Here is a 22885-nt window from a genome sequence, read left to right as displayed (position 1 = left end):
ATCACTCAAAATCTCGGCGCAATTCAATTTGAGATTTCAAGGGATGATTTCAAGCCAAAATTCGTAAGACTCGTTCAGATACGAGTCAAAAAATCTTGTTGCAGTACAAGTCTATTGATGAAGTTCTGTCTGCTCTGGAGGTATATGTGACGTAAGAATGCATACATGTTTTGTCATGATCATGGAATGAATATCAAATTTTCATCTTCGAGAATTGTCGTATCTTCTAATATATCTAAAAAAATCAGCCAAGACTGGCTTGAAGACATTCCCAGTACATATCAAAAACATCCTCGTTCCTCATGCTGGAACTCTTTTGGGCGACAAGGCGCTAAGCTATGCCATAAAAATTGCCAAACTTAGCGGCGCCACTGTCAACATCTTGCATTCAGTCGAACCAATTCCGGGCCCGCCGCCGCTGATACTTGCAAAAAAGCAAGACTCCAAGATGCGAAAAGTGGTGGAGCAGGCGGCAGTCCGAGGGATCAGAGAAGAGCTGCAAAAACGCGCAGACTATTGCAGGTCAAAGGGGATCAATGCAAATTGCATCGTGGTGGATGGCAGGCCTGAAGACGAGATTTTAAAATATTCCAAAATCCATCACATCGACCTAATAATTATGGCAAAGAGGCGAAAAATCCCTGGAATCCGAGGAATGCTAAAGCTTGGAAGCGTTTCAAGAAAAATCCTGGAAGTCTCTGACAAGCCTGTTTTGATTTTGGAATGACTGTTGCAAAAATTATCTGAACTAAACATGCCTTGTCTTATCCGCTGGGTGTCAGGTCCACCTGTGGGACAGTCGTCTGCGCCTGCGGGGTTGCCTCGTATGTCGGATACTGATTTGCGCCCCAAGGACTCATTCCAAGAAAGCCGCCCTCGTTAAACATGTTATTTGGGAAGGTCCTGATGTTGGTGTTAAAGTCTCTGACCCCGTCATTATAGTAAGTTCTTGCAACCGCTATCCTGTTTTCAGTTCCGGCGATTTCGTCCATCAGTCTGGTGACTGTCTGATCAGCTTTCAACTCTGGATATGCCTCGTATGTGAGAATGATCTTGCTTAGCGCCTCCTCGATTTGATTGCTCAGCTCAACCCTGCCTTCGGTGCTAGTTGAGGTCTGCCACTGGGAGCGAAGTCTTGTTACGTCTTCAAGTGTCTGCTTTTCAAACTGCATGTATCCCCTCACCGATTCCACCAGGTTTGGAATTAGGTCGTATCGTCGCTGCAGCTGCGCATCGACGTCTGCTGCCAGTCGTTTTACGTTTTCGTCTTTTACTTGGACTGCGTTAAATCCTGAAAAGTACATTCCGTATAGCGCTGCAATTATTATTGCAATTATGGCCGCTGCGGCAATTGCTGCGATAACTGCTTTACTTACCATATTGTTCTCTGCCTGCTTCAGTCAAATAACCGTATTGACTACCGTCCGGCTCCCCCTCCGCCGGATCTGCCGCCACCGCCTCCAAAGCCACCGCCTCCGCCCCTGCCGTATCCTCCGTATCCTCCGGCAAAAAACCCGCCAGATCTCCTGCGACGGCGATTCAAAATGGAAAATGCCAGTGGAAATGCTATGAACATTAGAATCAGCGCAATCTGCTCGTAATCAATCTCGTCCTGCGGAGGCCTTGACTGTTGGTACTGGGGATCATCGCTGGTGTAGCCGATTCTATTTCCCAAGGCAATCACCGTATCCAGGAATGCCTGATCAAATACATTTGCGTTTCCCGAGGTCTCATAGGAGTCCCTTGCGGGAACCAAATACGAGTCCAAAATTGCGCCAGCCGTCCCGTCAGTAATGTCGCCTTCCAGCCCCTTGCCGACTTCGATCCTCATGGAGCCGCTTGCCGCATCACGCTCAAGTGAAAATAAAATCAGCACCCCGTTGTCTTTTCCTTTCTTGCCGATTCCAGTTGTGCCGTCAAGGGGGACCTCGTTGAAAAGATAGTTTGCAAGCGTGTCCCTGTCGTTGAGCTCCTGTCCGTCCTTTTTTATTCCGTGCCCCAAAAAGCTTGGAATGGTGTAAATGATTATTTCTGCAGATGTAGAGTCGTCGATTTTTCTCAAGTAGTTGTCTATTGACGATTCATATTCTGGGCTGATTATGCCTGCCCTATCGTATACGTATGTGGAGCGCGACCCCTTGGCCTGTGAAAATGCCGGTGCCGTGACCGATGTAACAAGTATCAAAATAGCAAGCGAAATTGCAAGTGTGCGCACGATGTACAGTTACGATTTAATCACATAAACTTTGGTCTGAGCTTCAAGTTATGTGTGTGAAATAAGCGCCTGCCAATCCAAGTGAGCTGTCTTTATCTTGCAAATTGTCCAAAACAAACCTAGTTTGGATTGGTTGTCAGTTTTTCATCAAGTAGCGCCTGAAACACAGAATACGGCTGCGCTCCTGTCAACTGAGTGCCCTCCCCCTTACCAATCACGATAAATGTCGGAGTGGAGCTTGCGCCGTTTCTCATGGCAATGTTTTTGTTTTCCCTGACCCTGTCTTCGTATTTTCCAGAGTCCAGGCATTTGCCAAACTCGCCCGCATCAAGCCCTTCTAGTTTTGATGCCAGAGACTTGATGTTTTCTGCACTTGCCCAGCCGTCGTTTTCATGCCCCTGGTTTGCATATATGAAATCGTGATACTTCCAGTACATTCCCTGCTCGTCTGCGCAGTAGCTTCCGGCATGCGCCTTAATCGAGTCAGGCCCGAGGAACGCAAAGTCCATGTAGATGAGCTTTACCTTGCCTGCATCGATGTAGTTTTTCTCAATTAGCGGCTTTGTGTCCAGGTTCCATCTCTGGCAGAACGGGCACTGGTAATCGCCAAACTCTATGATTGTTACAGGTGCAGACTTGGAGCCAAGCACCGGGGATCCCTTTGTCGTGTCAATAGAGCCATCTCTTGCCTTAAAATCAGCACCGCTTGTCACTGCCGCTGCAACGCCTATGATTACTATTGCAATAATTCCTAAAATGATAAACTTGGCCTTGCCTGACTTTTTCCTGGGGCTGTTTTTTGCATTACCCGCCTTGTTTTTTCCCACGAATTTGGTTTTTTTGCTAGTCTAAAAAACATTGTCACGTTCTGTCTTTCTTTTTTCAGTTCAAACCAAATTTAATCAAAAGTTATAATCAAAACTATTCCAGTAATGCTGTTAACAATGGAACAGTCAAAAAAATTCATCATGATGGTAATAGGTGTGGCCGCAGTGGCACTGATTGTGTATTTTGCACCAGTGCAAAAAGACGTAACGATAATTCCAACAACGCCTCAAGACCATGAAATGTATGACGCACTTGGCGTGGCTCAGAGATTTGTCCCATCAAGCCCGACATTTGCATTTGATGGGGACATCAACACGCTAAAGACCGAATATGTTGGTGCGACCAAGTCGATACCGCCGCAGCACATGATCCGGGCAACGTTTGAGTCATCACATGGGGGGTTTGGCAACAGGGAAGGCCAGATGATAACGCAGGTAGTCACCCCGCACGAAATGAACATTCTGGTATCCGAGGGAAGCGTAATCTCTGCAGTGACTGACGATACATGGGATGAGCTCAACCACCAGTTTGTCCTAAAGGGGCCCACTGAGGAAATCCCAAACGCAAATCCAAAGCAGATGGCAAACCCTGCATCGACACACTGCTTTGAAAACGGCGGCACCATAGAAATCCGTGGGAACGGCGAGTCCGCACAAAGCATCTGCATGTTTTCAGATGGCTCTGAATGTGAAGAGTGGCAGTACTTTAGGGGGGAGTGCAGTCCAAAGGAAACACACCCCGACTGAGAAATTTTTTATTTATTTTTTAAACTGTCTTTTGGCCCTTTTGATCCGCGGCTTGTCTGCCAATTCTTGATTTTGTATCTGCAGTATTGCGTGTTTTCCAGATGATGAATGTCTACTATTTGTCACTTTTTTAGACTTGGAAAATGAGGAGCGATGAATCTTCCAACTTCCTCTAGTACTTCGTCTGCAGGTCTTTTGCCGTATTTTAGATTCAGAAAGACGTGGTTTACCCCTATGTCCTGCAGGGTTTTCAAGTGTTTCAACAGGTAGTTTCTTCCAAGCCTGTATCCTAGATGGATGCCCTGGGGGAGATGGTCTGGGTCGCCTGTGAGGTCAATGTATAGTGACTGCGAAAAAGGCTTGAATCTGTTGCCCGTTAGTTCTAGCGCGCTTTTCCATCCGTCGACAACGCGTTTTTGAAAACTCGGATCTCTTGGATACATTAGCCATCCGTCTGCGTTTTTTGCAATCCATTCTATGACTGCCCACTGTGACCTGTCACAAACAAAGGAATTTTTCCAGAAAATGGTTTTGGGATTAGGTCTCCGCCATCCATGATGCCAAAGACTGACTCGTATCTTGGAAAGTCTGCGTATAATCTCCGAAAATCACTTACTGACGCTTGGAACAACGTTTCCCTGTCCTCGTAGCTGCGGCCGTATGCCGGATATTCAATTGGCCTGTCGCCTGCCGCAATCCCTAGGACTAGACGCCCCCCGCTTAGCTGATCAATTGATGCTGCTGCCTTTGCCACATCAATTGGATGCCTTAGCGGAAAAATAATTGCGCCAGTAGCCAATGAAATGGTTCTGGTGTGGGCCGTAATGTATCCAAGATATGCCCACGGATCGTAAACTTGGCCGACGTCCCCAAAATTAGGATCACGTAGCGGCACGTCTCGAAACCACAGTGCGGAAAATCCAAGTTCCTCGGCACGTTTGGCAAGCTCGACTTGGTTTTTCATGGTCGGAACATCTCCGTCATATGCCTCAATTGCAAAAACTGTGCCGATAGTAAGGTGGCCTGGATGAAACATTTGCTTATATCCAATGCCAAAGTCGGACACGAAATCAATGTGGTGACTGGCTATATAACTAATGAACGGTGTAGTTTTAAAAAACTCACGCGTGTTTATCATTAAATGTTTTTAGTTTTCGGTTGCTGATCATAATGGTTGGAAAAAACTTGGGCTGATCTGGGTCACGTCGACTCGCTAAAGGATCCTCCGCTGAGAGAAGTAACTCTTGGTACTGCCGTAATTGCAGTGTCATACAGTGAAGGCAAGTTTGGGGCAGTCTCTAATTTTTGCAATCATGCCGGCGGACCGCTTGGGAGTGGCAAACTGGATGATGACTATATCATATGCCCATGGCACAATTGGAAATTTCACAGGATTACTGGATTTGGTGAACCTGGGTTTGATGAAGACAGGGTGCCGCAATTTGAATTAAAAATTGAAAACGATCACCTCTATGTCAACATCAATCCCGTAACTCCGCGGCAAAAGGCCCCTCATCCTCCCCATCCGTTGGCGCGTCCAGTAAAGCGTGAGGACGGACCACTGCGAGTGGTGGGTATCTCTACTACCGTAATGGATGCAAAAAACCCGCGATATTCAACATCTGAGAAACTGCTCCAGGTCGCAGTTGATCACGCAAAGGATCTTGGCGCACAAACAATGTTTATCCGACTAAACGATCTGAAGTTTAGGGCCTGCGAGGGGTATTATTCAAAGAGCGCATTTGCGTGCACTTGGCCGTGCTCAATTACACAAATGGACGAGACAGACCAGCTTGCCCAGGTGTATGAGGCGCTAATTCACTGGGCTGACGTGGTGATAGTTTCAACGCCGATTCGCTGGGGCGCTGCAAGCTCGCTGTACCACAAGATGATTGAAAGGATGAACTGCGTTCAGAACCAAATCACCATAAACAACAAGGCATTGATCCAAAACAAGGTTGCAAGCTTTATCATAACTGGAGGTCAGGACAACGTCCAAGACGTGGCAGGACACCTGCTTGGGTTTTTTGCAGAGCTGGGATTTGTGTTTCCACCATTCCCGTTTATAGCTCACACCATGGGATGGGATGCGGAGGACATGGAACGCAATATCTCATATGTTGAAAAAAGCGACGGCCTAAAGTCAGGCGCAAGGGATCTTGTCAAAAGGAGCATGGATACTGCAAAAATAATTCTTCAACACATTCCAGAAGAGAAAATAGTGCGTCCTGGACGCAAGGCGCAACATCTGACAGTTGACAAAGAAGAATAGTTTTGGAACAAAAATCAACCCTGTCTCTGTTCATGTAAAAAGAAAAAAAAAGAGTATTCCGTTATTGGAACGGATCAATGAATGGACAGTTCACTATGTGGTCTTTGTCCATTGGCCTTGCCAGACTCACATCGATTTTTCCTTCACTTCTCAGCGCATTGATGTCGTCTAGATTCTCAAGAATCATTGCCGATGGCTGGTCTTTCCACCCAATCATGAATATTCTCCACATCGGTGAATAATTTGCGTCGCCTGGCGCTGCCGCTGCAATTCCTGCTTGGAATCCCATCGGGCCTGAGCCTTTTACACCATTCATGAACTGGTATAGGTCAACTGCTGCAGAATTTGCAATTAGTCTGGCTGATGTTGGTGAGGTTACAACCCCCATCATCTCAGCTGGCATCTCTGGCGTGGCATCAGTTACAATATAGTAAATGGTTCTACCATCTGGACCCCAGCCCCTGTGGGCAACAAATGTCACCGTCATCTTCTCTGTATTGATGTCGGTGATCTGTCCTCCGACATATGGTGTCTCATCGGAGATGTTCTTGTTTTCTCTTACCTGTAGATGTCCTTCCGGCCACATTATCTGAGGCATGTTGATCACTACTGGCAGATCTGTTAGTGTTATCTTGTCTGCTTTTTCTGCTGCCATGATCTTCTCTTCAGAATCTAGGGTCTCTGCTTTTACTCCGTCATTCCATGTTACATGAGTGTGCGATGTCAGCGCGCTGTAGGTTTCTGGCTGTGCGGGAGTGCTTGTAAAGATCTCGTCTTGGAATCCGTGAATTCCATCACCTTTGACTCCGTTAGTAAAGATGTATGTCTTTGATAGTGCATCTGTCGGTGTGGTTGCCAGCAGTGGCGCAAGTTCTACCCTCCATCCCTGTTTCTCAGTTATGATGTCGGCGTGCTTTTGCTCACTTGAATCAGTTATGATGTAGTACACTGATTGTCCGTTGTACCAACCCTTGTGAAGAGGTATGGTAGCTGGAACATTTGTTCTTGAAAGTTTTAGTGCATGCTCTGACGATTTTACCATCTCATCTGACATCATTTTGTCAGACATTTTCTTGTCCGATATCATTTTGTCAGACATTTTCTTGTCCGATATCATTTTGTCAGACATTTTCTTGTTCGATATCATTTTATCAGACATGATAGATGACTTTGCCTTTGCAGAACATAGCTCATCACCGCAGATTTTAACTGCGTTTTTTGAGCCAAAACTCTTCGGGCCCACATAGCCTACTGAACCCTGAGCCCTTTCGGCATCAGCTTCCTGATAGGCATGTGTAGTCAATGCAGCCGTGAACAATGGTAGCATCAATAGCAATGAAGCTAGCCGTAGTTTTTGATTCATTGAGTTTGTTTCGCCGTGTAATTGCATAAAAAGAGTTTTCCAGATTACATCCGAATTCAAAAAACAATTTGGAAAAATATTTTTTAATAGATGCTTTCACTTGTATGGTAAATTACCGATGTCTTATTTTTTCTCGTTTATTTTGGACAGCGCCTGAGAAAAGACCTTGCCGTAATAATCTAGGGCCTGGTGAATGTACTGGTCGCACATGTCTATCATTTTTTCACGCGTATCGATGTTGGACTTTTGGGCGTTTGTGATCATGTCGATTTGCGTACAGTACAAGTCTGTTACTGTATTCCAGTAATCGTTGATGGCGTTGAGCGCTTTACTGTCAAGTCCTAGTCTGTCAAAATACTGCTTTTGCCACAGATAACACGTCCCAAAATAGTCGTCTAGCAGGTGAAGGTAGTGGGTGTACAGGTCAGAGTACGCCTGAATGTTTTGTGGAATCTGGGATTCGAGCTTTCTGATTACCTTAGTCGTATTGTCTTTTAAAATATCGCAAACGGAAATTCCATTTTCAGCTGATTTTTTTGCCAATTACATCCTGCCTCTTACATACGTCGTCTTTACTAGTAAGTATTGCTGTACTTTGTTCCTCCATGATGACACATGCGTTCATTGGATGGTCATTTGGGCGCAAACGTCAATAAACTAGCTTACCTGTCATCAAACCAGCTGACTAAGCTCTATCTGCATGGATATTGAACTATGATCATGAATCAAAAACAAGCTCACTGGAACTATCAGGTTCGAGCACCATTTAGAAAAGTCATGGCCTGGGACGCATTGTTCTTTGTCCTAGGAATTGGCGTGGGTGCTGGAATAGGTGCATTCCTAGCAACACTCTAGGAATCGCTTTATTTTTTTAGATTTAATAGTCATAAACCATGTAAATTCATAGGACATGGCAGAATTTTTAAGAATCGAGTCATCGTATTCGTCAAAGGATGCCTGCCGCCTTGTCTGGAAGGGAACAGACGAAGATGAGGAGCATGTGGTGTTTATGAGCAAGGACGAAATCGATCGCCTCTACGACATACTTTCAAAAAACACCACCGGCCAAGTAGAACTAGAAGACGAATTTAGCGCCATACTGGTAAATTCTGACATCACACAGTTTCGATTACAGGACAGTAAGATATTTGAGGTGCCGACCCAAGTCATAAAAAAACATCTGGAGGAGATTAGGAAATGAAAACCAGCAAGACCTACCCAAAGGAATACGTGCCGTCTGATGCCTCAACCAAGGACGTGGAGGTGCGACAAAATCTCCTAAATGCAATTCTCACATCACAGCCAAAAAAAACAGTCCAGGACAAGGATCTGTTCAAGGTCATGGCCTCAAGGCGATCTACTAGAAAGTTTGACAACACGAGAATGGTGGAGGAGTGGAAAATCGACAAGATACTTGCAGCAGCAGACACTGCGCCTACTGCCGGAAACTTTCAGGGCTTTGAAATTTTTTATATCAGGGATCCAAAAACAAAAGAAAAACTAGTCGAGGCGGCAAACAACCAGCCGCACGTCAACACGCCAGTCGTGCTTGTCTTTTGCAAAAACCCGTCGCGAGTAAAGCTCAACTTTCCGCCTGAAATCCTGGCAAAGTTTGCAATCCAGGACGCGACACTTGCCGCAGCATACTCACAGCTGGCAGCACACGCTCTGGGCCTGAGCTCAATTTGGATAGGGATGTTTGACGAGGAAAAAGTAATGGATGCAATCGGGACTGATCTCAAGCCGTCGTCGCTTCTCTGCATCGGGTATCCTGCGCAAAAGCGCGGCCCGCGCTCAAGACGAAAGCTAAAAGACCTGATTCATATCGTATGATGATACCGAATCCTTAAATTTAATAGACCATGCATGATTTGCTTCACTATGGGACGCCGAAAGACTCAGAAAATAATCAGGACAGCCCCGAAAAATGTCACAACTGGCATGTGTCCGAAATGTCAAACGGTTGGTCGAATCTTCCTAATAGGTCAGGTCGGCGCCGAGCACGCAAAGTGTGCCTCTTGCAACCAAGAGTTTGATTTGTAACAAAAAACTGACCAAGATACACAAAAATTCACCCATAAATTTTTAAGCTCTTTTTCTGACTGTCATATCATGAGTTCAGAAGGAGAAACAATCTATGAACGCGTCGCCAAGCTAGAGGACGAAATTGCCGCCCTGAGAAACGAAGTGGACGTCCTAAAAAAGGCACTGCGTAACAAGCTTGCAAGACACGAAATTTCCCAAGTCAAAAGTGGCAAAGACATCACATCGATTATTGATTAATCTTATCTCTCACATTTCTTATCATTTCTAAAATATAGTCCACGTCTGGCGCCTCTGGCGCAATCTCAAGATACCTGTTTAGGTATACGAGCGCCTTTTCGTAGTTTAGCAGCCTCTCTTCTAGTATTCCCTTGTCGCGGATCTCATCTGGGGAGTCTGGCTCTACTGCTAGGATCATGTTTGTGCACCTCATCGCCTTGTCATACGCGTATGACTGGGCGTACGAGCTCTTCAGGTTTCGCAGTATTCTGATTAGCGCCTTGTCGTCTGGCAACTCGTCTAGCATTTCAGGCGAGAACTCGATCTCTTCCTCAAAGTTTTGATATAAAATTTCATTTAGGTCCTCAACGTCTAGCAGCCTGCCGCCACCAAACGGGTCTAGCACCATCTCCTCGTTATACTTTACAACAACGTGGCTTGGAAATCCCGCAATGGTAAGGTTCAAGCCGATTCTTTTTGCGACCTCGACGTAAATTATTGAAAGCGTAATCGGTATGCCGCTTTTTTTGTCCAGCACCTCGTTTAGGAAATTGTTTTTTGGATCATAATAGTCGTCTATGTCCCCTTTGAATCCAAGTGTCTCAAAGAGGTACTCGTTTAGCATTGATATCAAATACGTGGGGTTCTTCACATCTGATAGCAAAACCTTTAGCGACTTTGCAATCTGGTTGATCTTTTCTATCTGCTCCTGTATGTTCAGGTTTGGGTATTCCAGTATCTGCGCAAGCTTGAGGCATTTTTCCACCAGGTTGTACCTTGGGTCTGAGGAAAACGAAATCCACTCTGCAACAAACGGATCGAACTTGTCGCTCATCTGAAATGACTATGGCGCTCTTTTCAGGTACAGCTGCGGGTCTTTGAGCTCCCTTGTGGTGGGAGGGTTTCTTATCAAAATCTGAAAAGTTTCCTTGCCGTGTTTGGCAAATACTGCCTCGGTAAAGTCCTTTCCCATGTTCTTTCTGACCTGGTATGACGAGATGTCAGTTCCCATAAACGTCATCAGATACTGGTGAAAGTCCTCGTCGTCTTTGAGGATGTTCTGGACTGAGAACTCTGCCATTCCCTCCATTGTGGAAAACGCCGCATGATGCCTTTGGATGGGGAGGAGCCACCTCTGATATATTTCCAAAATCTGCGGGACCATCTGCTGGATTGTCGGGTCTATCTCGACTTTGGTAAACGTCATCACGTCTGGCCCCAGGACGTTTACGATAAAGTTATCCGGGTTTAGCATGAAAAACAGGTTTGCCCTCTTTGCGATTGGAAACTCGTCTGGGACTGCGGGCAGCTGCAGGTAGTCTGAAAGCCTTGTAACTGTTGTATCGTCTAGGGCGAGAATTATTTTTGCCAGGTCCTCGTTTATCCTGTTTACCTCGATTACCGCCTTTTTGTTTTCCTCGTACAGGTTGTTCTGGATGGAGTGGACCAACTCCTCCAGTATGGTCATCTTTAGGGCGCCCACATACCCTGACTTTATCATCTCGTACCTTGACTCATACGGGGGGCCCTGCTTGTGCAGGACTATCTGAGGATAGCTTGACAGGACAAAATTGTTTATGTATATTTTTGAATCCAAATAGTCGCCATATGTAGTGGAAATTTTTGAAATGTATGATTTTGCATATGTCGAGTATGCCAGAAATTTTGCAGTGTCCTGCTTTACCAAGTCTGCAATCCCCTGCCTGTTTTGCTTTGCAACTGCCAAAAACAGCCTGTCTACAAACTCCCTTGCGTCTGGCGTCGCAAAGACCTTCTTCCCCTTTATCTCCTTTAGCTCGTCTAGGCCTGGAAACTCTATTGTCACATCTGGCGATACGCCGATCCCTGTAAACTCGGCGACTTTCTGCTTTAGCCCCGGCGCTATCTGGTCTGAAATCTGCTTGGGCGAGTCAAATCTTACCTTAAAGTCGGGATCCTCCCTTATTCTTGAGGATAATGTGGCAATGTCGTGCTCCTCGTTTGTCTCGACTGAAATCTGGTCAAGCAGCGCGTCTGCAAACTCTTCTTGCTCAGTCATCGATAGTGACTTTGGGTAGTTCCCATTTAACATTAACTGGATTTTCAAAATAAGTATTAATCCAAAATCCGTTTTGAGTAAAACTGGTTTGCATGAATCGAGTCTAAAGCACATCCGCTGCATGAGGTGCGGAAAAAAACTCTCACTCGAAGTCCTAAAAAAAGACGGCGAAATCAGAGAAGGGTTTTTGCTCTGTACTGGATGTGATCTGCGTTTTCCAATCATTGACAAAATCCCGATCCTATGGGATGATTTTGCTACTTATCTCTCAAACAGGCCTAGGTTGGGCGGAACGTTGTACGCGAAGGCTTCCACCCAAAGGCTAAAGATCTACATCAAGGAAAAGCTTGGTTCCATACCAAAGAACCGCACAGACGTGTCCTTGGTGGAAAAAAGATGGTCTTCAATATACGAGAAAAACAAAAAATCCAAGTTTTATGACGTGGTAAAAAAATCCCTAGATAAAATCCCGTCTTCCGGAATTGTTCTGGAGCATGGGTGCTCCATAGGAATAATGGTCCGACATATGGCAAAATTGCACAATGTTTTTGGAATTGACAAGTCGTATCATGCAATTGAGATTGCAAAAAAGTCCGACTCTGAAAACGTGGATTATTTTGTGGCAGACTCACTATCCCACCCGTTTGGAAAGGCAAAGTTTGACTCCGTGATTGGGCTGAATTTATTTGAAATAATAGAGCCGAAACTTTTCCTAAGGTCTCTCTCAAAACAGGTGAAGAAAGACGGATTTTTGGTTCTTTCCGACCCGTATGATTTTGAGCGTGGGGAAAAGTCAGTCAGAGAGCCGCTGTACGAAGAGTCGGTGCGAATCGAACTTGGGCGGCTTGGGTTCTCAATATCAAAGGAAACAAAAAATCCTGCGTATCTCCCGTGGAATCTCAAATTGCACCAGAGGGCGGCACTCCGATACAAGGTGGATTTGATTATAGGAAAAAAGCGGTAAATAAGAAAAGGGGATTTTTGGGATTTATTTTTTCCACATTTTTTGCCATGTCTCGGCAAAGGTGTTCATCAGGTCCCCGTATACTTTCATCTGGTCGATTCCCGGCTGGTTTGTTATTTTTTGCCAGTTCTGCCCAAACTGCTTGGTGGCATTCAGGCTTGCCTCGTTCATTGTCTTTTGCCAGTTTTCATAGAACTCTTTGAGTGTCTTTTCGCTGGACTCGTTTAGTGCCTTGGCGGACACTTCGTTGTACTTTGCTTGCACCTCTGCACTGATTTTCTGTAATGTCTGAAATGACTGCGTCCATTTTTTTAGCAGTTCCATGTATTCGCCCCACAAGTTATCCCAATCTTTTGCTTTGGTATCTTTTGACATGATCTTACTTGGCGTAGTCGGATAAAAGATCATCCTTTTTGGCACAAATGTAGTGCAAAACCAAACTTATCGTAAGTACTGGTATGAAAGAGATTAATTGGAAAAAACATCATGATATCTGATTGTCAGACGAATCTACGGATCGTGCCACCTCAGAGCAACTGGCGCAGCTTTACAAGATAGGATATGTCGGCGCCAGGCCTGCAACAAAGCAGGAGGCATCTGATCTCATAACAAAGCTGTTAAAGTCAAAACGGGTCAAGCCATACCTGTTTTCAACTGAGAATGGTTCAGAGCCATACTTGGTTCCAATGGACAAGTGGCCAGATCCGTACAAGAACGAAAGTGAGTTTAGGGCAGAAATGCTAAAGGACTGGGAAAACAGCGAAAAGAGAAAGGAACGACTAAGCAAGCTGCGGGACCTCTGAAGCCACAAGCCTCACAACTCTTAACTGGAATCGATAAATCAAACACCATGAGCCCATTTTACACCAGAAAGAAAAACCCCGGAGTAAAAGAGGAAGAGCATGTGGACAGGCTGATTGCCAAGGGAAGGGAGTCGCTCAACCTTGGGAACTTCAAGGTGGCGCTAAAGTTTTTCAACAAGGCACTCGAATTGGAGCCAGACAACGCCGATGCGCTACTTCACAAGGCAGATGCAATATCCCAGCTAAAGAAAGACAGCTAGCTTCTGCATAGCTATACTTCAATGAGTTCGATTTTATCGAAAGTATTCCATATGATTTCCGTGTCTTTCTCATGTGTTGCGTGCAAACTCGAGTTTTCTGCTGGTCTGAGCGCTCACATGGAAATCTCATGATAAGGGGCAGCTGAGTGTTCGTTTAGTAGCCATGTGCACGATGACGTCTGTCCAAAAAAAGTTATTCTTGGCTTGTCTGTTTGGAGTCTTTGGGAATCTCTTCTTCCATGCACCTTGTGCAGAGTCGCTTTCCCTGCAGCGGAAACCATGTAAAAACATGAATGTATCCTGACTTGCAACTCATACGCAAATAATTTCAATAATGCATTAGAGTAATCTTGTCAGATAATACCTGTTTTCAGCTAAAACAAATTCTCGATCAGAATAAAACATTCTTGATCTAATTTTCTAGATAAATTGCCGTCACTCACACGTGATATGTAACAAACGATCACACATATCCATTTTACAATATTTGGCCTTGGAATCACATGGGCGTCACAAAAATCAACGCTACTGACAAAATATCTGCCTTGAGAATTCTGCGACGGATGTCAAACTATTTCGTATACGCTATATGCTGAGTTTTGGAATCTATTTTGTTTCAAGCCTGTTTGTAGATGTCTTGGCTAACAACAGGTGTGTGTCCACTGTTTGCATGCCCGGCTAGCTGTCCAAAAGTTCGTCAATTGATTTTTCCTCATCAGAAGGCTCATTGCGAGAATGTTTTTTCATTCGTTTTTTGAGCAAAATTATGGCTCCTGCGCCTGCTCCCGCACCACCAATTAGGAACAACAGCATAAAATCGTCTTGGTAGATTGGCCTTGTCTCTACATCAAAATCTGCTTCAAATGTCACGGTTGCCTCCGCATATGGGAGATTCTCCCATCCGACCAATTTCTTCTTGATTATGACCATGTCGTTTATTATTGGCGCTGCGCTTATGGTGACGTTGCTTCCCTCCGCATACGTGCCTGAGCCTTCCCCGTTTTCAACTATTATCTCGTATGTAAAGACAGTCGGCTTTTGCTCAACAGCCTGTTGAATTTGTTCTTGTGTTTGTTGTGGGGTGGAACCTGACACCGTAATGGTGGATTCTACCGGGACTGTGTTTTTCTCATAGAATATTATTCCATGTGTGCCTGACTGGTTGAGAAAAACCAGATCCCCTATGACATTCATGGTCGCTCCAGACGATATCCTTAGCTCTGCCTTTCTCAAGGGGTTGTCATCAAGATCTGTTATGTAATTGATAATTGGAAATGGTTCTTCTGCAAACACTGTACTTGGGTGCATTGACTCTATTTTGTTACGAAACGGATTGTACACAGATAGCGTTTCTGTAGCGGTAAACGCATTTGATGCGATGTGGACCACTGGATCGTCTTCTAGAAGATCGTTTATTGTTCCTCGCACAGTTATGACTGATTTGCCATCCTGGATTATCTCATAATCAAATGATGGTGTGGATGTTATGCTGATTAGGTTTCCATTCTTTGTGGAATTGGGATTTGTTACTATCCTGTCCTGTGATGAGCTAATCAGGAAAAGATCCTGTTTTACTCCAAAAATTATCGGTAACGGAATCACGGTGATGTCTGGATTCTTTACGAACTTTGTTTTAATTTCGACAGTCTCCTCGCTTCCCTTTACCTCATTTCTTTGAGCAAAAATTTCCGTAGTTCCCAAGCCTGTGACCTTTGCCGTTATGATTCCGTAATTCTCATTTGTCTTGATCTTCCCCGTAGCTGGAATTACCTCAATTTTGTTGTCTGGGAATACGACAAAATCCTCTTCCATCCCCTCAAGTACTGGTCCGCTGTCTGACTCGCTTGATACTATGATTTCCACTTTATCAAGTGCGGGATCTGGGAATGCGAAAACCTTGGTGCTAGTTGCCCTCTCGTTGGTAGATTTTTCGGTAGCAACTGTAACTGTATTTACTGACTTGACTGTCTCCTCGTTTTTTGGCGGATTGGCACTTTCTGCTATGCCGCTGATACTAATTTCACCTGCTCCGTCAAAACTTGCATAAACTGTGGCCCTTCCATAATAATTCCCTTTTTCAAGCACAAATTCCTTGGTTGAATCCCTGTCTAGTTGCGCGTTTGAACGCGTTATTACCTTCTTTGCATCTGGATCGACTGTCTGTCTATCTACCGTAGATTCTGATAGAACTATTGCCCCCTTGATTACTGCGTCAAAAGAAAGATTTGCACTCTTGTCTATTTTTAGAGTTATTTTGATATTGTGTGATGGAACGTATGGTTTGTCATCTCTTTCAAGCCAAAAATAAACCTCGGCACTTGAGCTTGTCGGAATTGGATTTGGAGCTGGCTCTATGTGCAGCTCAATCTGACTTGGATCAGAAATACTGACGCTTGCCTCATCGGGCTCTATGTTTTGTGCGGTAGCGGTAACTGACCCTTCTCCTTTAGCTTCAAAACTAAATCTGGCGTAATGACTCCCGGGATTTATTGTCACTGTATTTTTCTGCAGTGTAATGTCTCCATTGCTTGTCAAAGTTATCGCAATTGGTTCTTCCGCAATTACTGGGTTTCCAAAATCATTTAACAAAAATACGTATCCGACATGTCTGTTATTGTCAACTAGTACGTCAACTAGGGTGGAAGGAAAAATCAAATCCAATTCAGTTGGTGTGTTTCCAGACTCTACTACCTGAACATTTTGTTCAAGCAGTGTGTCTTTGTATACTGCATAAATTTTTGCGTTACCCGTTCCCTTTGTCTCAAATTTGATTAATCCGTGATGTTTTCCTTTTTGCACCTGGACAGTCTCTGTAATGATTTTGATCACTTCCTCGTTGTCAGTTATCACATTAAACACAACATCGTCTTCTGGATTGCTGCTGATAACTATCAGTCCGTGGTATTCCTGTTTTGAGATGACCTTTGATGGCATCCACATTGATGCGTCAAGTGGAATGGTTTGAGCGTAAATTGGAAGAATACTTGCAAAGATCAATGCACTGATTGCTGGTATCATGACCTTTCTCAACATATTCTAAAATCAACTCCTATCGGGACTAGGCATTTTTTGCCAAGATCTGTAACGAAAATTACGTGTTTATCTGCACCGTTTGGTACTAGGTTAATGTCAAATTGAAATGATCTTCCGGCCGTAACGTTTTTTCCATCAAGATATTTTGCCTGACGTATATCTGTGGAGTTTATCAAAAGATAGGCATCGAAAAATATTGTCTGACTCGAGGTATTGTTTACTCCAACTGTATATGATGAGCCGCTGTCTGTTATTGTAAAATTTAACCTCTGGTTGTTTTTATCCAAAATTACCTTGTTTACATTAATGGATGAAGCAACAAAGCTCTGTTGAGTGGCGTTTATCTGAAGAAACGCTGCAGATGCAATTCCAAATACGATAACTAGTCCAATCATTGAAATTAACCCGCCGACTCCACGATGTTTCATATCTGATTTCTCCATTTTTTACTTAAAAGACAAATTTCCAAGGAAAGAATCAAAGTTGACGCTGGCAATTCCGTCAAGATACATTATTGATACTAGTGATATGATTCCAATTGCAACGACACGCCATGTGTTGTAGAATGTAAAGTCGATCGCCTTTGTAATTACAAACGCACCAAGAATGCTGCTAGTCACAATCAATGTCTTTATCATGGATATGAATTCGGGAGTGATCGTTACCAGATTGACAAAATTAGTGTTTTGACCAAGTGACGATTCTGCCGCGTCTTTAATTGTGGAACCTATGTTGGTGTCGATGGAGCCGGTGATGTTTTGAATCATGCTGGCAGTAAACACCATGATAACTGGTGCGGCAAACACTATGATTGCAAGCGCAGATATGGCAGACGTCCCCTCCTTTACAGTATTTTTTGCATTTGTTATGAACGCGTTAACCGTTTCAAGGTTCTTTGGGTTCCCACCACCAAATTCCGCAATATATGCAAGCAAGTAAAATGACATCTTTGTAAAGTGGGACCTAAAGTCTGTCGCCTTTACGCTTTCAGTGGGTGAAATCCCATTATCTAAAAGCAAGCCTACCTCGCTTAGTTTTTTTGCAAATACTGAGTTGTACGTGTTGTCTTTTGACAAGTTGATGATTGCCAGCAATACGTCGTAGCCGATTTTCTTGTACTCTGTTATGTCACGAAGAAAGTTTGGAAGATCACGCTCTAGCTTTACTATCTCGTTTATGTGACGACCTGTCAATACTGCGCTAATTGAGCAGGGGATCAGAAACCCCGCCAGTATTGACAGCCAGACCTCGTGATAAACCATGTATGCTCCAAGGCCAGAAACCATCCCTATCCCAAATAAAATGGACAGCATTTTCTGATCAAGTCCTACCGAGTTAAAGCTGGCTGGCTGAATTGATGATATGATTACTCCCATTATTATGGCAAATAACGGCAGACCAACACTTGCTAGCAATCCAACTTGCTCAATTGAGCCGCCTGGCAACACAAATGATACTACCATTATGAGAATTGGTAGAATTATCAGTAGCGTTACAAGGGCCTCGATTACCGTAGATACGTTATTTGTGTAAACCTGGTATCTTTGTTTTAGCTGCGTGAAGAACTCCTCGGCTCTTGTTTCCAGATACAGAGAAAGGTCGCCCCCACTTCTCCAGATACTAGTGTATCCTAAGATGAGATTTTTTAAAAGACTGCTTCTGTGGGTCCTTCCTAGCTCCTCTAGTGCCTCCATTTGCGAGAGGCCAAAAAATTCCACGTTTCTTTTCAATAACTGGGCCTCGTTTTTTACCGCAGTAAAGATCATGGTTTCCTTGAATAACTGAAAGCTGTCATACAGGCTGACGCCTACGCTTTGCATGACTGATCCAAATATGACAAAGTATGGGAGTTCTTCCTCGACTTTCTTTTTCCGTGCCTGGCTTAGCTGTGATTGCTGAATTTTTGGATACGCGATTATGAAAATCCAAATCAGATTAGTTACAATGAAGATTGGAGACACATAGACAAACATGAAAATGCTAAGCGGGAAGATCACAAATGCCGATATGATCATATATTTCCGAATCTGATTCAAGAGTTTGATTGTGTCAAGCGGCTTTCCTGAGAAAAGCACGTCATTGTTGATGTCTTCTATTATGGTATTCCACGTGCTGCGGAATGTGATCTGTGAAACAATCTTTTGCAAGGTGTTGGAATTCTTTTTCATCCAATATGTAGAGTCTTAAATCGCGTTATAAGCCAAAATTTAGAATTATTATGCAAGGACAAAAATGACTCCACAAAACAAAAAAATGTTTGGAAATCGACGAGCAGTCAGTCCAATCCTTGCAACTGTGCTTCTATTGGGAATCACAGTCGTAGGCGGCGGATTGGCATACTCTCTTATGGCACAGGGATCAAATACTGCGTCCTCACAAAACATCATCACCTTGGAAAACGCACAGGCAATCAAGGGAACATCCCATTCTGATTTGACTGCCACCATCAAAAACGGTGGAAGCGTACCATGGAAAAAAGTAGAAATGACTGTTGCAAAAAGCGACCTAAGTGAGCCCATTTTGTACGAGGCACTTCATGAAAACGCAATGGGCTGTGTAGCCGGAACTTGTAATGGTGGCACACCGTCTTCTACTGCGGCACCAGCTAAGGCACTAGATAATCCACTGCGTTCACAGTGGCTTGCACATCTGGATACAACCGGTGGCAAAGCTGGCGTTCCTGACAAAGGTGAAGGAATATCCGCAGGCAGAAAGTTTGTCATCTCAACTAGCGAGTCTTCGTACCGAGATACATTGGTCTTGAACGGAACTGCACTAGCTAAGATACTAACTGCTACTGACTCAACCAACAACATAGACAATGCGCTGGAAGGCCTAGTTACTGGCACTACTTATGTAAACGTTGGTCCGTTATTCACCGCACTGGATTCGGCAAATGCTGGTGATGTGTGGTGTAAAAGGACTGCGGACACACAGTTTGATATAACATGTAAAGTGTACACACACCAAAAGTTAGCTAGCCCAATACAATCTGGTCAATCAGTACAGATCTATGCAGATGCCTTTACAAAGTCAGTCACAGGCCTGAACAATCAATTCGTTCAGAACGGTGATGGACTCGTTGTAAATGTTGTGACAGAGGGAGAAAACGGTTCTACAGCACGATACCAAACAGTAATCAAAGTAGTAGGAATTTAATCCTCCCTTTTTTATTTTTATTACGTCTTATTCCAAAACCATATCTCAAAACTGGCTTTAAAGGAAACACAACACCATAAATTATGAAATTCAAATTATTTGGGATTCTAATCGTTTTAGTATTGATTCCACAGTATGCGTTTGGCTCTGGTGATGTCACATATGGTCTTGGTACAATAAATGATCTTGCATCCGACGGAGCAAACGTGTATTACTTTGAATCTGACAAAGATGCAAAATCTGCTACGTGGATGCCAGATACCGCCCTCAAAGCAAATGATGGAATGAATGCAAAAAATCTGTCAGAAAAACGGTTCATCTATCCGACAGGCATCGAGCAGGACAGAAAGCATCTATATTTTGTCGCCCTTTCTGAGAACTGTATCGGGCAGATGCTGTGTGATTATCAGGACCTGTTTAAAATGTCCAAAAAAGATGGAAACATAACCGTTTTGGCAAAAGATCTGAGAGCGTTATCTCACCTATCGCTTGACAACGATATGCTATATGTTTCCGAATCAAACGGGAAAATCTGGAGGATCAGTCCAGATGGGACAAAAAGTCTTGTTTTTCAAACAAACAACATCATAATGGATACTGTCTCAAAAGACGGCGTCACGTACTGGATTGAAGAGGTTTCTGACCAAAACAGCACCGTTTTACGCATAGATGACAACATATCACCAAAAATTATAGCCAAAGACCTCAAGATTCCGTACGATCTTGCCATTCATGAAAAAACCGTATACTGGAATGAAATATACGTAAAACTAGTAGGTGGCACATTTTCTGAATTTACCATGATAAAATCTGGCAAAAACGACAAAGAAGCCCAAACTCTAATGGAATTTCAAAACACATCTCCGATATCAAAAGGACTCGGAACCCCACATTACGGTCCGTATCTGATAGCACAGGATTACCTCATTCTGGTTAACAATACAAATTCCCCTTCCGTCCTACAAATGGTAAATCTTCACAACAAGACTGCCTATGATGTTTCTGCATCTTTGAACTATGATGTCAAGTACCTGCGAAGCGATGATAATTTCGTATATGTCATTGGTACAAACCCTGACGGCTTTGTAATTGGAAAATACGCGCTTCCAGTAACTGTTCCAGAATTCCCATCGGGGATTATAATTATGTCAGTAGCACTATCCTCGATTGTTATTTTGCAGAGATTTTGGCGTAGTTAAACTCGACAAGCGATGTTGTATTCAAAATGGACATGGAGCGCTGAAGCGGATCATAGTAGAATCTTGCCAATCCCTTTGTAACTGTCTCAAAGTCAGTCTCGTTTCTTGCAATCATTGTAGACAGAAAGCACATTCTTGTTACCAGCTGATTGACTACCTCGTCTTCACTCCAGCCGTTTATTGTCGCAATTTCTTTTAGTCTTACCGAATTATCTATCAGTTCTTTGACATCCGGCGGATTAAACCTGTCATCTGATATGTCCCACCCCATGACTGTCTTTAGTTTGATCTTGTTTTGCTCTGGTATGACTTCGGTTATCTCAGTCACCCTTCTTACAACATTGCCGCTGGGATCTACAAGCCTGTTCTGACGCAGTATCACTGAAATGAGCATCTGTCCGCTCAAGTGCACATTCATCGGAGGGCTTTCCATTCTGACCAGGGTAGAATTTGAATCAGAAGCATGAAAGCTAGTCAGGCCCCCGTGCCCCGTGGATACTGCCTGAATCAAAGAGGATATCTCTTTGCCCCTTACCTCGCCTACCACTATAAAGTCAGGCCTTGAACGCAAGGACAATCTTATCAAGTCATCCATTGTCACCTCGTACTTGTCCTCAAACATGCTGGTACTCTTTCGTGTGATTAATCTCTGCCAGTGGGTGTGGCCAAACCTAAGCTCAGGCGTGTCCTCTATTGTGATTATTTTCATCTGTGGATTGATCAGTGAACTGATTGCCCCGATGGTGGTGGTTTTTCCAGCAGCAGTCGAGCCAATCACCAATATGAACGCCTTTGAGTCAAGCAAAATCCAAAGGTATGCTGCCATCATAGGACTTAGTGTCCCCATCTGGATTAGCTTTGTAATGGTATATGGCTCATCGCTGAACTTTCGAATCGTAAAGTTTGCACCAGGCAATGATACCTCGCTGCCAAAGGTAGCTGCTATTCGGTGTCCGTCCTTTGTCATGCTGTCGATATATGGAACTGCTGCAGTGAGACTCTTGCCAGTTCTTTGGACAAGCTTTTGGACAAAAGAGTTTGCAGCTTCAGTAGAGTTGAACTTTATGTTGGTATCTAAAATCCCATACTCACCAAATTTTTTATGCACCACGCCGACTGGCTTGGTAAAGTTTTCTTCCAAAATGTCTTCCAAGTTCGGATCAGCCATTGGAACGTTGATTATCCCATATCCAAACGAGTCCCGCATCACATAATACAAAAGGCTGTCAATTATCTTTGTGGCGTGTCGGTAAATTCCGATCTCCTTGCTCAGCTCAAAAATCTTTTTCTTGATGATTTCCTTGGCATCTGATTTTTCCTTTAAATCCGAAGAAAGTGAAATGTACAGATAGCGCATCAGTTTTGCATATACTGCTTTACCGACATTGTCAATTGGCGGCTCCGAAATGAGGTAAAAGACCTTTCCCTCCGCATTCTTTGTGATAAATACCCTGGAATCACCGACATTGTACTGGGACAAAATTTCATAAGATTCTAGGTCGTCGACTGTAAGGTTTTTTAGATCAAAGAGCAGTCTTGATTTTTTGTTTTGCGGCTTTGTCGCAAAAATCTTTTTGAGTTTGTGGGCAAACGTGAACTCTGATCTGTTTTTTGGTATCTTGGGCTTGTCGATAACTTTGGTATTTGGCATCTTTGGTTTGTCGATGACTTTGTCTGGTACCTTGGATTTTGGCGCAATTTTGTTTTTTATCGACCTTATCACACCTATCTCTGTCTGTTTTT

General features: G+C 43.9%; 25 protein-coding genes and 1 pseudogene. 12 read left to right on the top strand and 14 right to left on the bottom strand.

Going from position 1 to position 22885, the window contains the following annotated elements:
• Positions 1-214 precede the first annotated feature (214 nt).
• Positions 215-727, top strand: a complete 513-nt coding sequence (locus NKMY2_RS09525; RefSeq protein WP_052347770.1) for a universal stress protein — start codon at positions 215-217, stop codon at positions 725-727.
• Positions 728-764: 37 nt separating this feature from the next.
• Here NKMY2_RS09525 and NKMY2_RS09520 read toward each other — a convergent pair whose 3' ends face one another.
• From NKMY2_RS09520 to NKMY2_RS09510, 3 genes are all read right to left on the bottom strand, one after another.
• Positions 765-1379 (bottom strand): LemA family protein, encoded by a 615-nt coding sequence (locus tag NKMY2_RS09520; protein WP_076613428.1) that lies wholly within the window; start codon positions 1377-1379, stop codon positions 765-767.
• Positions 1380-1417: 38 nt separating this feature from the next.
• On the bottom strand, positions 1418-2215 hold the full coding sequence (locus tag NKMY2_RS10820; RefSeq protein ID WP_052347768.1) for a TPM domain-containing protein: 798 nt from the start codon (positions 2213-2215) through the stop codon (positions 1418-1420).
• Positions 2216-2334: 119 nt separating this feature from the next.
• Positions 2335-3042, bottom strand: a complete 708-nt coding sequence (locus tag NKMY2_RS09510) for a DsbA family protein (RefSeq protein ID WP_052347766.1) — start codon at positions 3040-3042, stop codon at positions 2335-2337.
• 117 nt (positions 3043-3159) lie between these two features.
• Here NKMY2_RS09510 and NKMY2_RS10630 point away from each other — a divergent pair, with 117 nt between their 5' ends.
• Positions 3160-3789 carry a putative hemolysin gene (locus NKMY2_RS10630; RefSeq protein ID WP_157832531.1) on the top strand — a complete coding sequence of 210 codons (630 nt, stop codon included), beginning with the start codon at positions 3160-3162 and terminating at the stop codon, positions 3787-3789.
• A 122-nt stretch (positions 3790-3911) separates the two neighbouring features.
• On the opposite strand, the pseudogene NKMY2_RS09500 reads toward NKMY2_RS10630, so the two are convergent.
• Positions 3912-4825 (bottom strand): annotated as a pseudogene (locus NKMY2_RS09500) (LLM class oxidoreductase).
• Positions 4826-4963: 138 nt separating this feature from the next.
• Here NKMY2_RS09500 and NKMY2_RS09495 point away from each other — a divergent pair.
• Entirely contained in the window at positions 4964-6061 is a 1098-nt protein-coding gene (locus tag NKMY2_RS09495; protein ID WP_042687653.1) for an NAD(P)H-dependent oxidoreductase, read from the top strand.
• Positions 6062-6122: 61 nt separating this feature from the next.
• Here the strand turns inward: NKMY2_RS09495 and NKMY2_RS09490 are convergent, their stop codons facing one another.
• Complete coding sequence (locus NKMY2_RS09490; RefSeq protein ID WP_042687758.1) at positions 6123-7424, bottom strand: DUF7482 domain-containing protein; 1302 nt, start codon at positions 7422-7424, stop codon at positions 6123-6125.
• Between the two features lie 123 nt (positions 7425-7547).
• Complete coding sequence (locus NKMY2_RS09485; protein WP_042687649.1) at positions 7548-7967, bottom strand: hypothetical protein; 420 nt, start codon at positions 7965-7967, stop codon at positions 7548-7550.
• A gap of 177 nt (positions 7968-8144) precedes the next feature.
• Between NKMY2_RS09485 and NKMY2_RS11050 the strand changes: the two genes are divergently transcribed.
• The 4 genes from NKMY2_RS11050 (at position 8145) to NKMY2_RS10925 (ending at position 9707) form a co-directional block, all read left to right on the top strand.
• Entirely contained in the window at positions 8145-8279 is a 135-nt protein-coding gene (locus tag NKMY2_RS11050; RefSeq protein WP_255347584.1) for a hypothetical protein, read from the top strand.
• A 55-nt stretch (positions 8280-8334) separates the two neighbouring features.
• On the top strand, positions 8335-8625 hold the full coding sequence (locus NKMY2_RS09480; protein WP_042687645.1) for a hypothetical protein: 291 nt from the start codon (positions 8335-8337) through the stop codon (positions 8623-8625).
• Positions 8622-9257 (top strand): nitroreductase family protein, encoded by a 636-nt coding sequence (locus NKMY2_RS09475; RefSeq protein ID WP_042687642.1) that lies wholly within the window; start codon positions 8622-8624, stop codon positions 9255-9257. The genes NKMY2_RS09480 and NKMY2_RS09475 overlap by 4 nt, the downstream gene beginning before the upstream one ends.
• A gap of 279 nt (positions 9258-9536) precedes the next feature.
• Entirely contained in the window at positions 9537-9707 is a 171-nt protein-coding gene (locus NKMY2_RS10925; RefSeq protein WP_177316549.1) for a hypothetical protein, read from the top strand.
• On the opposite strand, the gene NKMY2_RS09470 is transcribed toward NKMY2_RS10925, so the two are convergent.
• Positions 9697-10521, bottom strand: a complete 825-nt coding sequence (locus NKMY2_RS09470; protein ID WP_042687638.1) for a SirB1 family protein — start codon at positions 10519-10521, stop codon at positions 9697-9699. The two genes, NKMY2_RS10925 and NKMY2_RS09470, sit on opposite strands and share 11 nt — an antisense overlap.
• A 9-nt stretch (positions 10522-10530) precedes the next feature.
• The gene (locus NKMY2_RS09465; RefSeq protein ID WP_042687756.1) at positions 10531-11724 is read right to left on the bottom strand and encodes a hypothetical protein; all 1194 of its coding nucleotides are present in this window, start codon (positions 11722-11724) and stop codon (positions 10531-10533) included.
• Positions 11725-11812: 88 nt separating this feature from the next.
• Between NKMY2_RS09465 and NKMY2_RS09460 the strand changes: the two genes are divergently transcribed.
• Positions 11813-12688 carry a methyltransferase domain-containing protein gene (locus NKMY2_RS09460; RefSeq protein WP_042687754.1) on the top strand — a complete coding sequence of 292 codons (876 nt, stop codon included), beginning with the start codon at positions 11813-11815 and terminating at the stop codon, positions 12686-12688.
• Between the two features lie 24 nt (positions 12689-12712).
• Here NKMY2_RS09460 and NKMY2_RS09455 read toward each other — a convergent pair whose 3' ends face one another.
• Positions 12713-13063 (bottom strand): hypothetical protein, encoded by a 351-nt coding sequence (locus NKMY2_RS09455; protein WP_042687751.1) that lies wholly within the window; start codon positions 13061-13063, stop codon positions 12713-12715.
• Positions 13064-13185: 122 nt separating this feature from the next.
• On the opposite strand from NKMY2_RS09455, the gene NKMY2_RS09450 reads away from it, so the two are divergent.
• Both NKMY2_RS09450 and NKMY2_RS09445 read left to right on the top strand, forming a co-directional pair.
• Positions 13186-13491: a hypothetical protein gene (locus NKMY2_RS09450; protein ID WP_042687635.1), complete on the top strand. Its 306-nt coding sequence runs from the start codon at positions 13186-13188 to the stop codon at positions 13489-13491.
• A 47-nt stretch (positions 13492-13538) separates the two neighbouring features.
• Positions 13539-13751, top strand: coding sequence for a tetratricopeptide repeat protein (locus tag NKMY2_RS09445; RefSeq protein WP_042687632.1), 213 nt, complete (start codon positions 13539-13541; stop codon positions 13749-13751).
• Between the two features lie 193 nt (positions 13752-13944).
• Here NKMY2_RS09445 and NKMY2_RS11045 read toward each other — a convergent pair whose 3' ends face one another.
• From NKMY2_RS11045 to NKMY2_RS09425, 4 genes are all read right to left on the bottom strand, one after another.
• Complete coding sequence (locus NKMY2_RS11045) at positions 13945-14067, bottom strand: hypothetical protein (RefSeq protein ID WP_255347583.1); 123 nt, start codon at positions 14065-14067, stop codon at positions 13945-13947.
• 362 nt (positions 14068-14429) lie between these two features.
• A complete protein-coding gene (locus NKMY2_RS09435; RefSeq protein ID WP_177316548.1) occupies positions 14430-16769 on the bottom strand; it encodes a hypothetical protein in 2340 nt (779 codons plus the stop codon).
• Between the two features lie 8 nt (positions 16770-16777).
• Positions 16778-17212, bottom strand: a complete 435-nt coding sequence (locus tag NKMY2_RS09430) for a hypothetical protein (protein ID WP_157832530.1) — start codon at positions 17210-17212, stop codon at positions 16778-16780.
• Positions 17213-17230: 18 nt separating this feature from the next.
• Entirely contained in the window at positions 17231-18952 is a 1722-nt protein-coding gene (locus NKMY2_RS09425) for a type II secretion system F family protein (protein WP_052347760.1), read from the bottom strand.
• A 64-nt stretch (positions 18953-19016) separates the two neighbouring features.
• On the opposite strand from NKMY2_RS09425, the gene NKMY2_RS09420 reads away from it, so the two are divergent.
• The gene (locus NKMY2_RS09420; RefSeq protein ID WP_042687622.1) at positions 19017-19943 is read left to right on the top strand and encodes an archaellin/type IV pilin N-terminal domain-containing protein; all 927 of its coding nucleotides are present in this window, start codon (positions 19017-19019) and stop codon (positions 19941-19943) included.
• A gap of 83 nt (positions 19944-20026) precedes the next feature.
• Positions 20027-21142, top strand: a complete 1116-nt coding sequence (locus NKMY2_RS09415) for a hypothetical protein (RefSeq protein ID WP_157832529.1) — start codon at positions 20027-20029, stop codon at positions 21140-21142.
• Here NKMY2_RS09415 and NKMY2_RS09410 read toward each other — a convergent pair.
• A complete protein-coding gene (locus NKMY2_RS09410) occupies positions 21114-22865 on the bottom strand; it encodes a type II/IV secretion system ATPase subunit (RefSeq protein ID WP_052347758.1) in 1752 nt (583 codons plus the stop codon). The genes NKMY2_RS09415 and NKMY2_RS09410 overlap by 29 nt on opposite strands.
• Positions 22866-22885 lie beyond the last annotated feature (20 nt).

Source organism: Candidatus Nitrosotenuis chungbukensis (assembly GCF_000685395.1).
GTDB lineage: Archaea > Thermoproteota > Nitrososphaeria > Nitrososphaerales > Nitrosopumilaceae > Nitrosotenuis > Nitrosotenuis chungbukensis.
The sequence above is the reverse complement of the archived record's forward strand: the minus strand, read 5'-3'. Positions and strand labels throughout refer to the sequence as shown.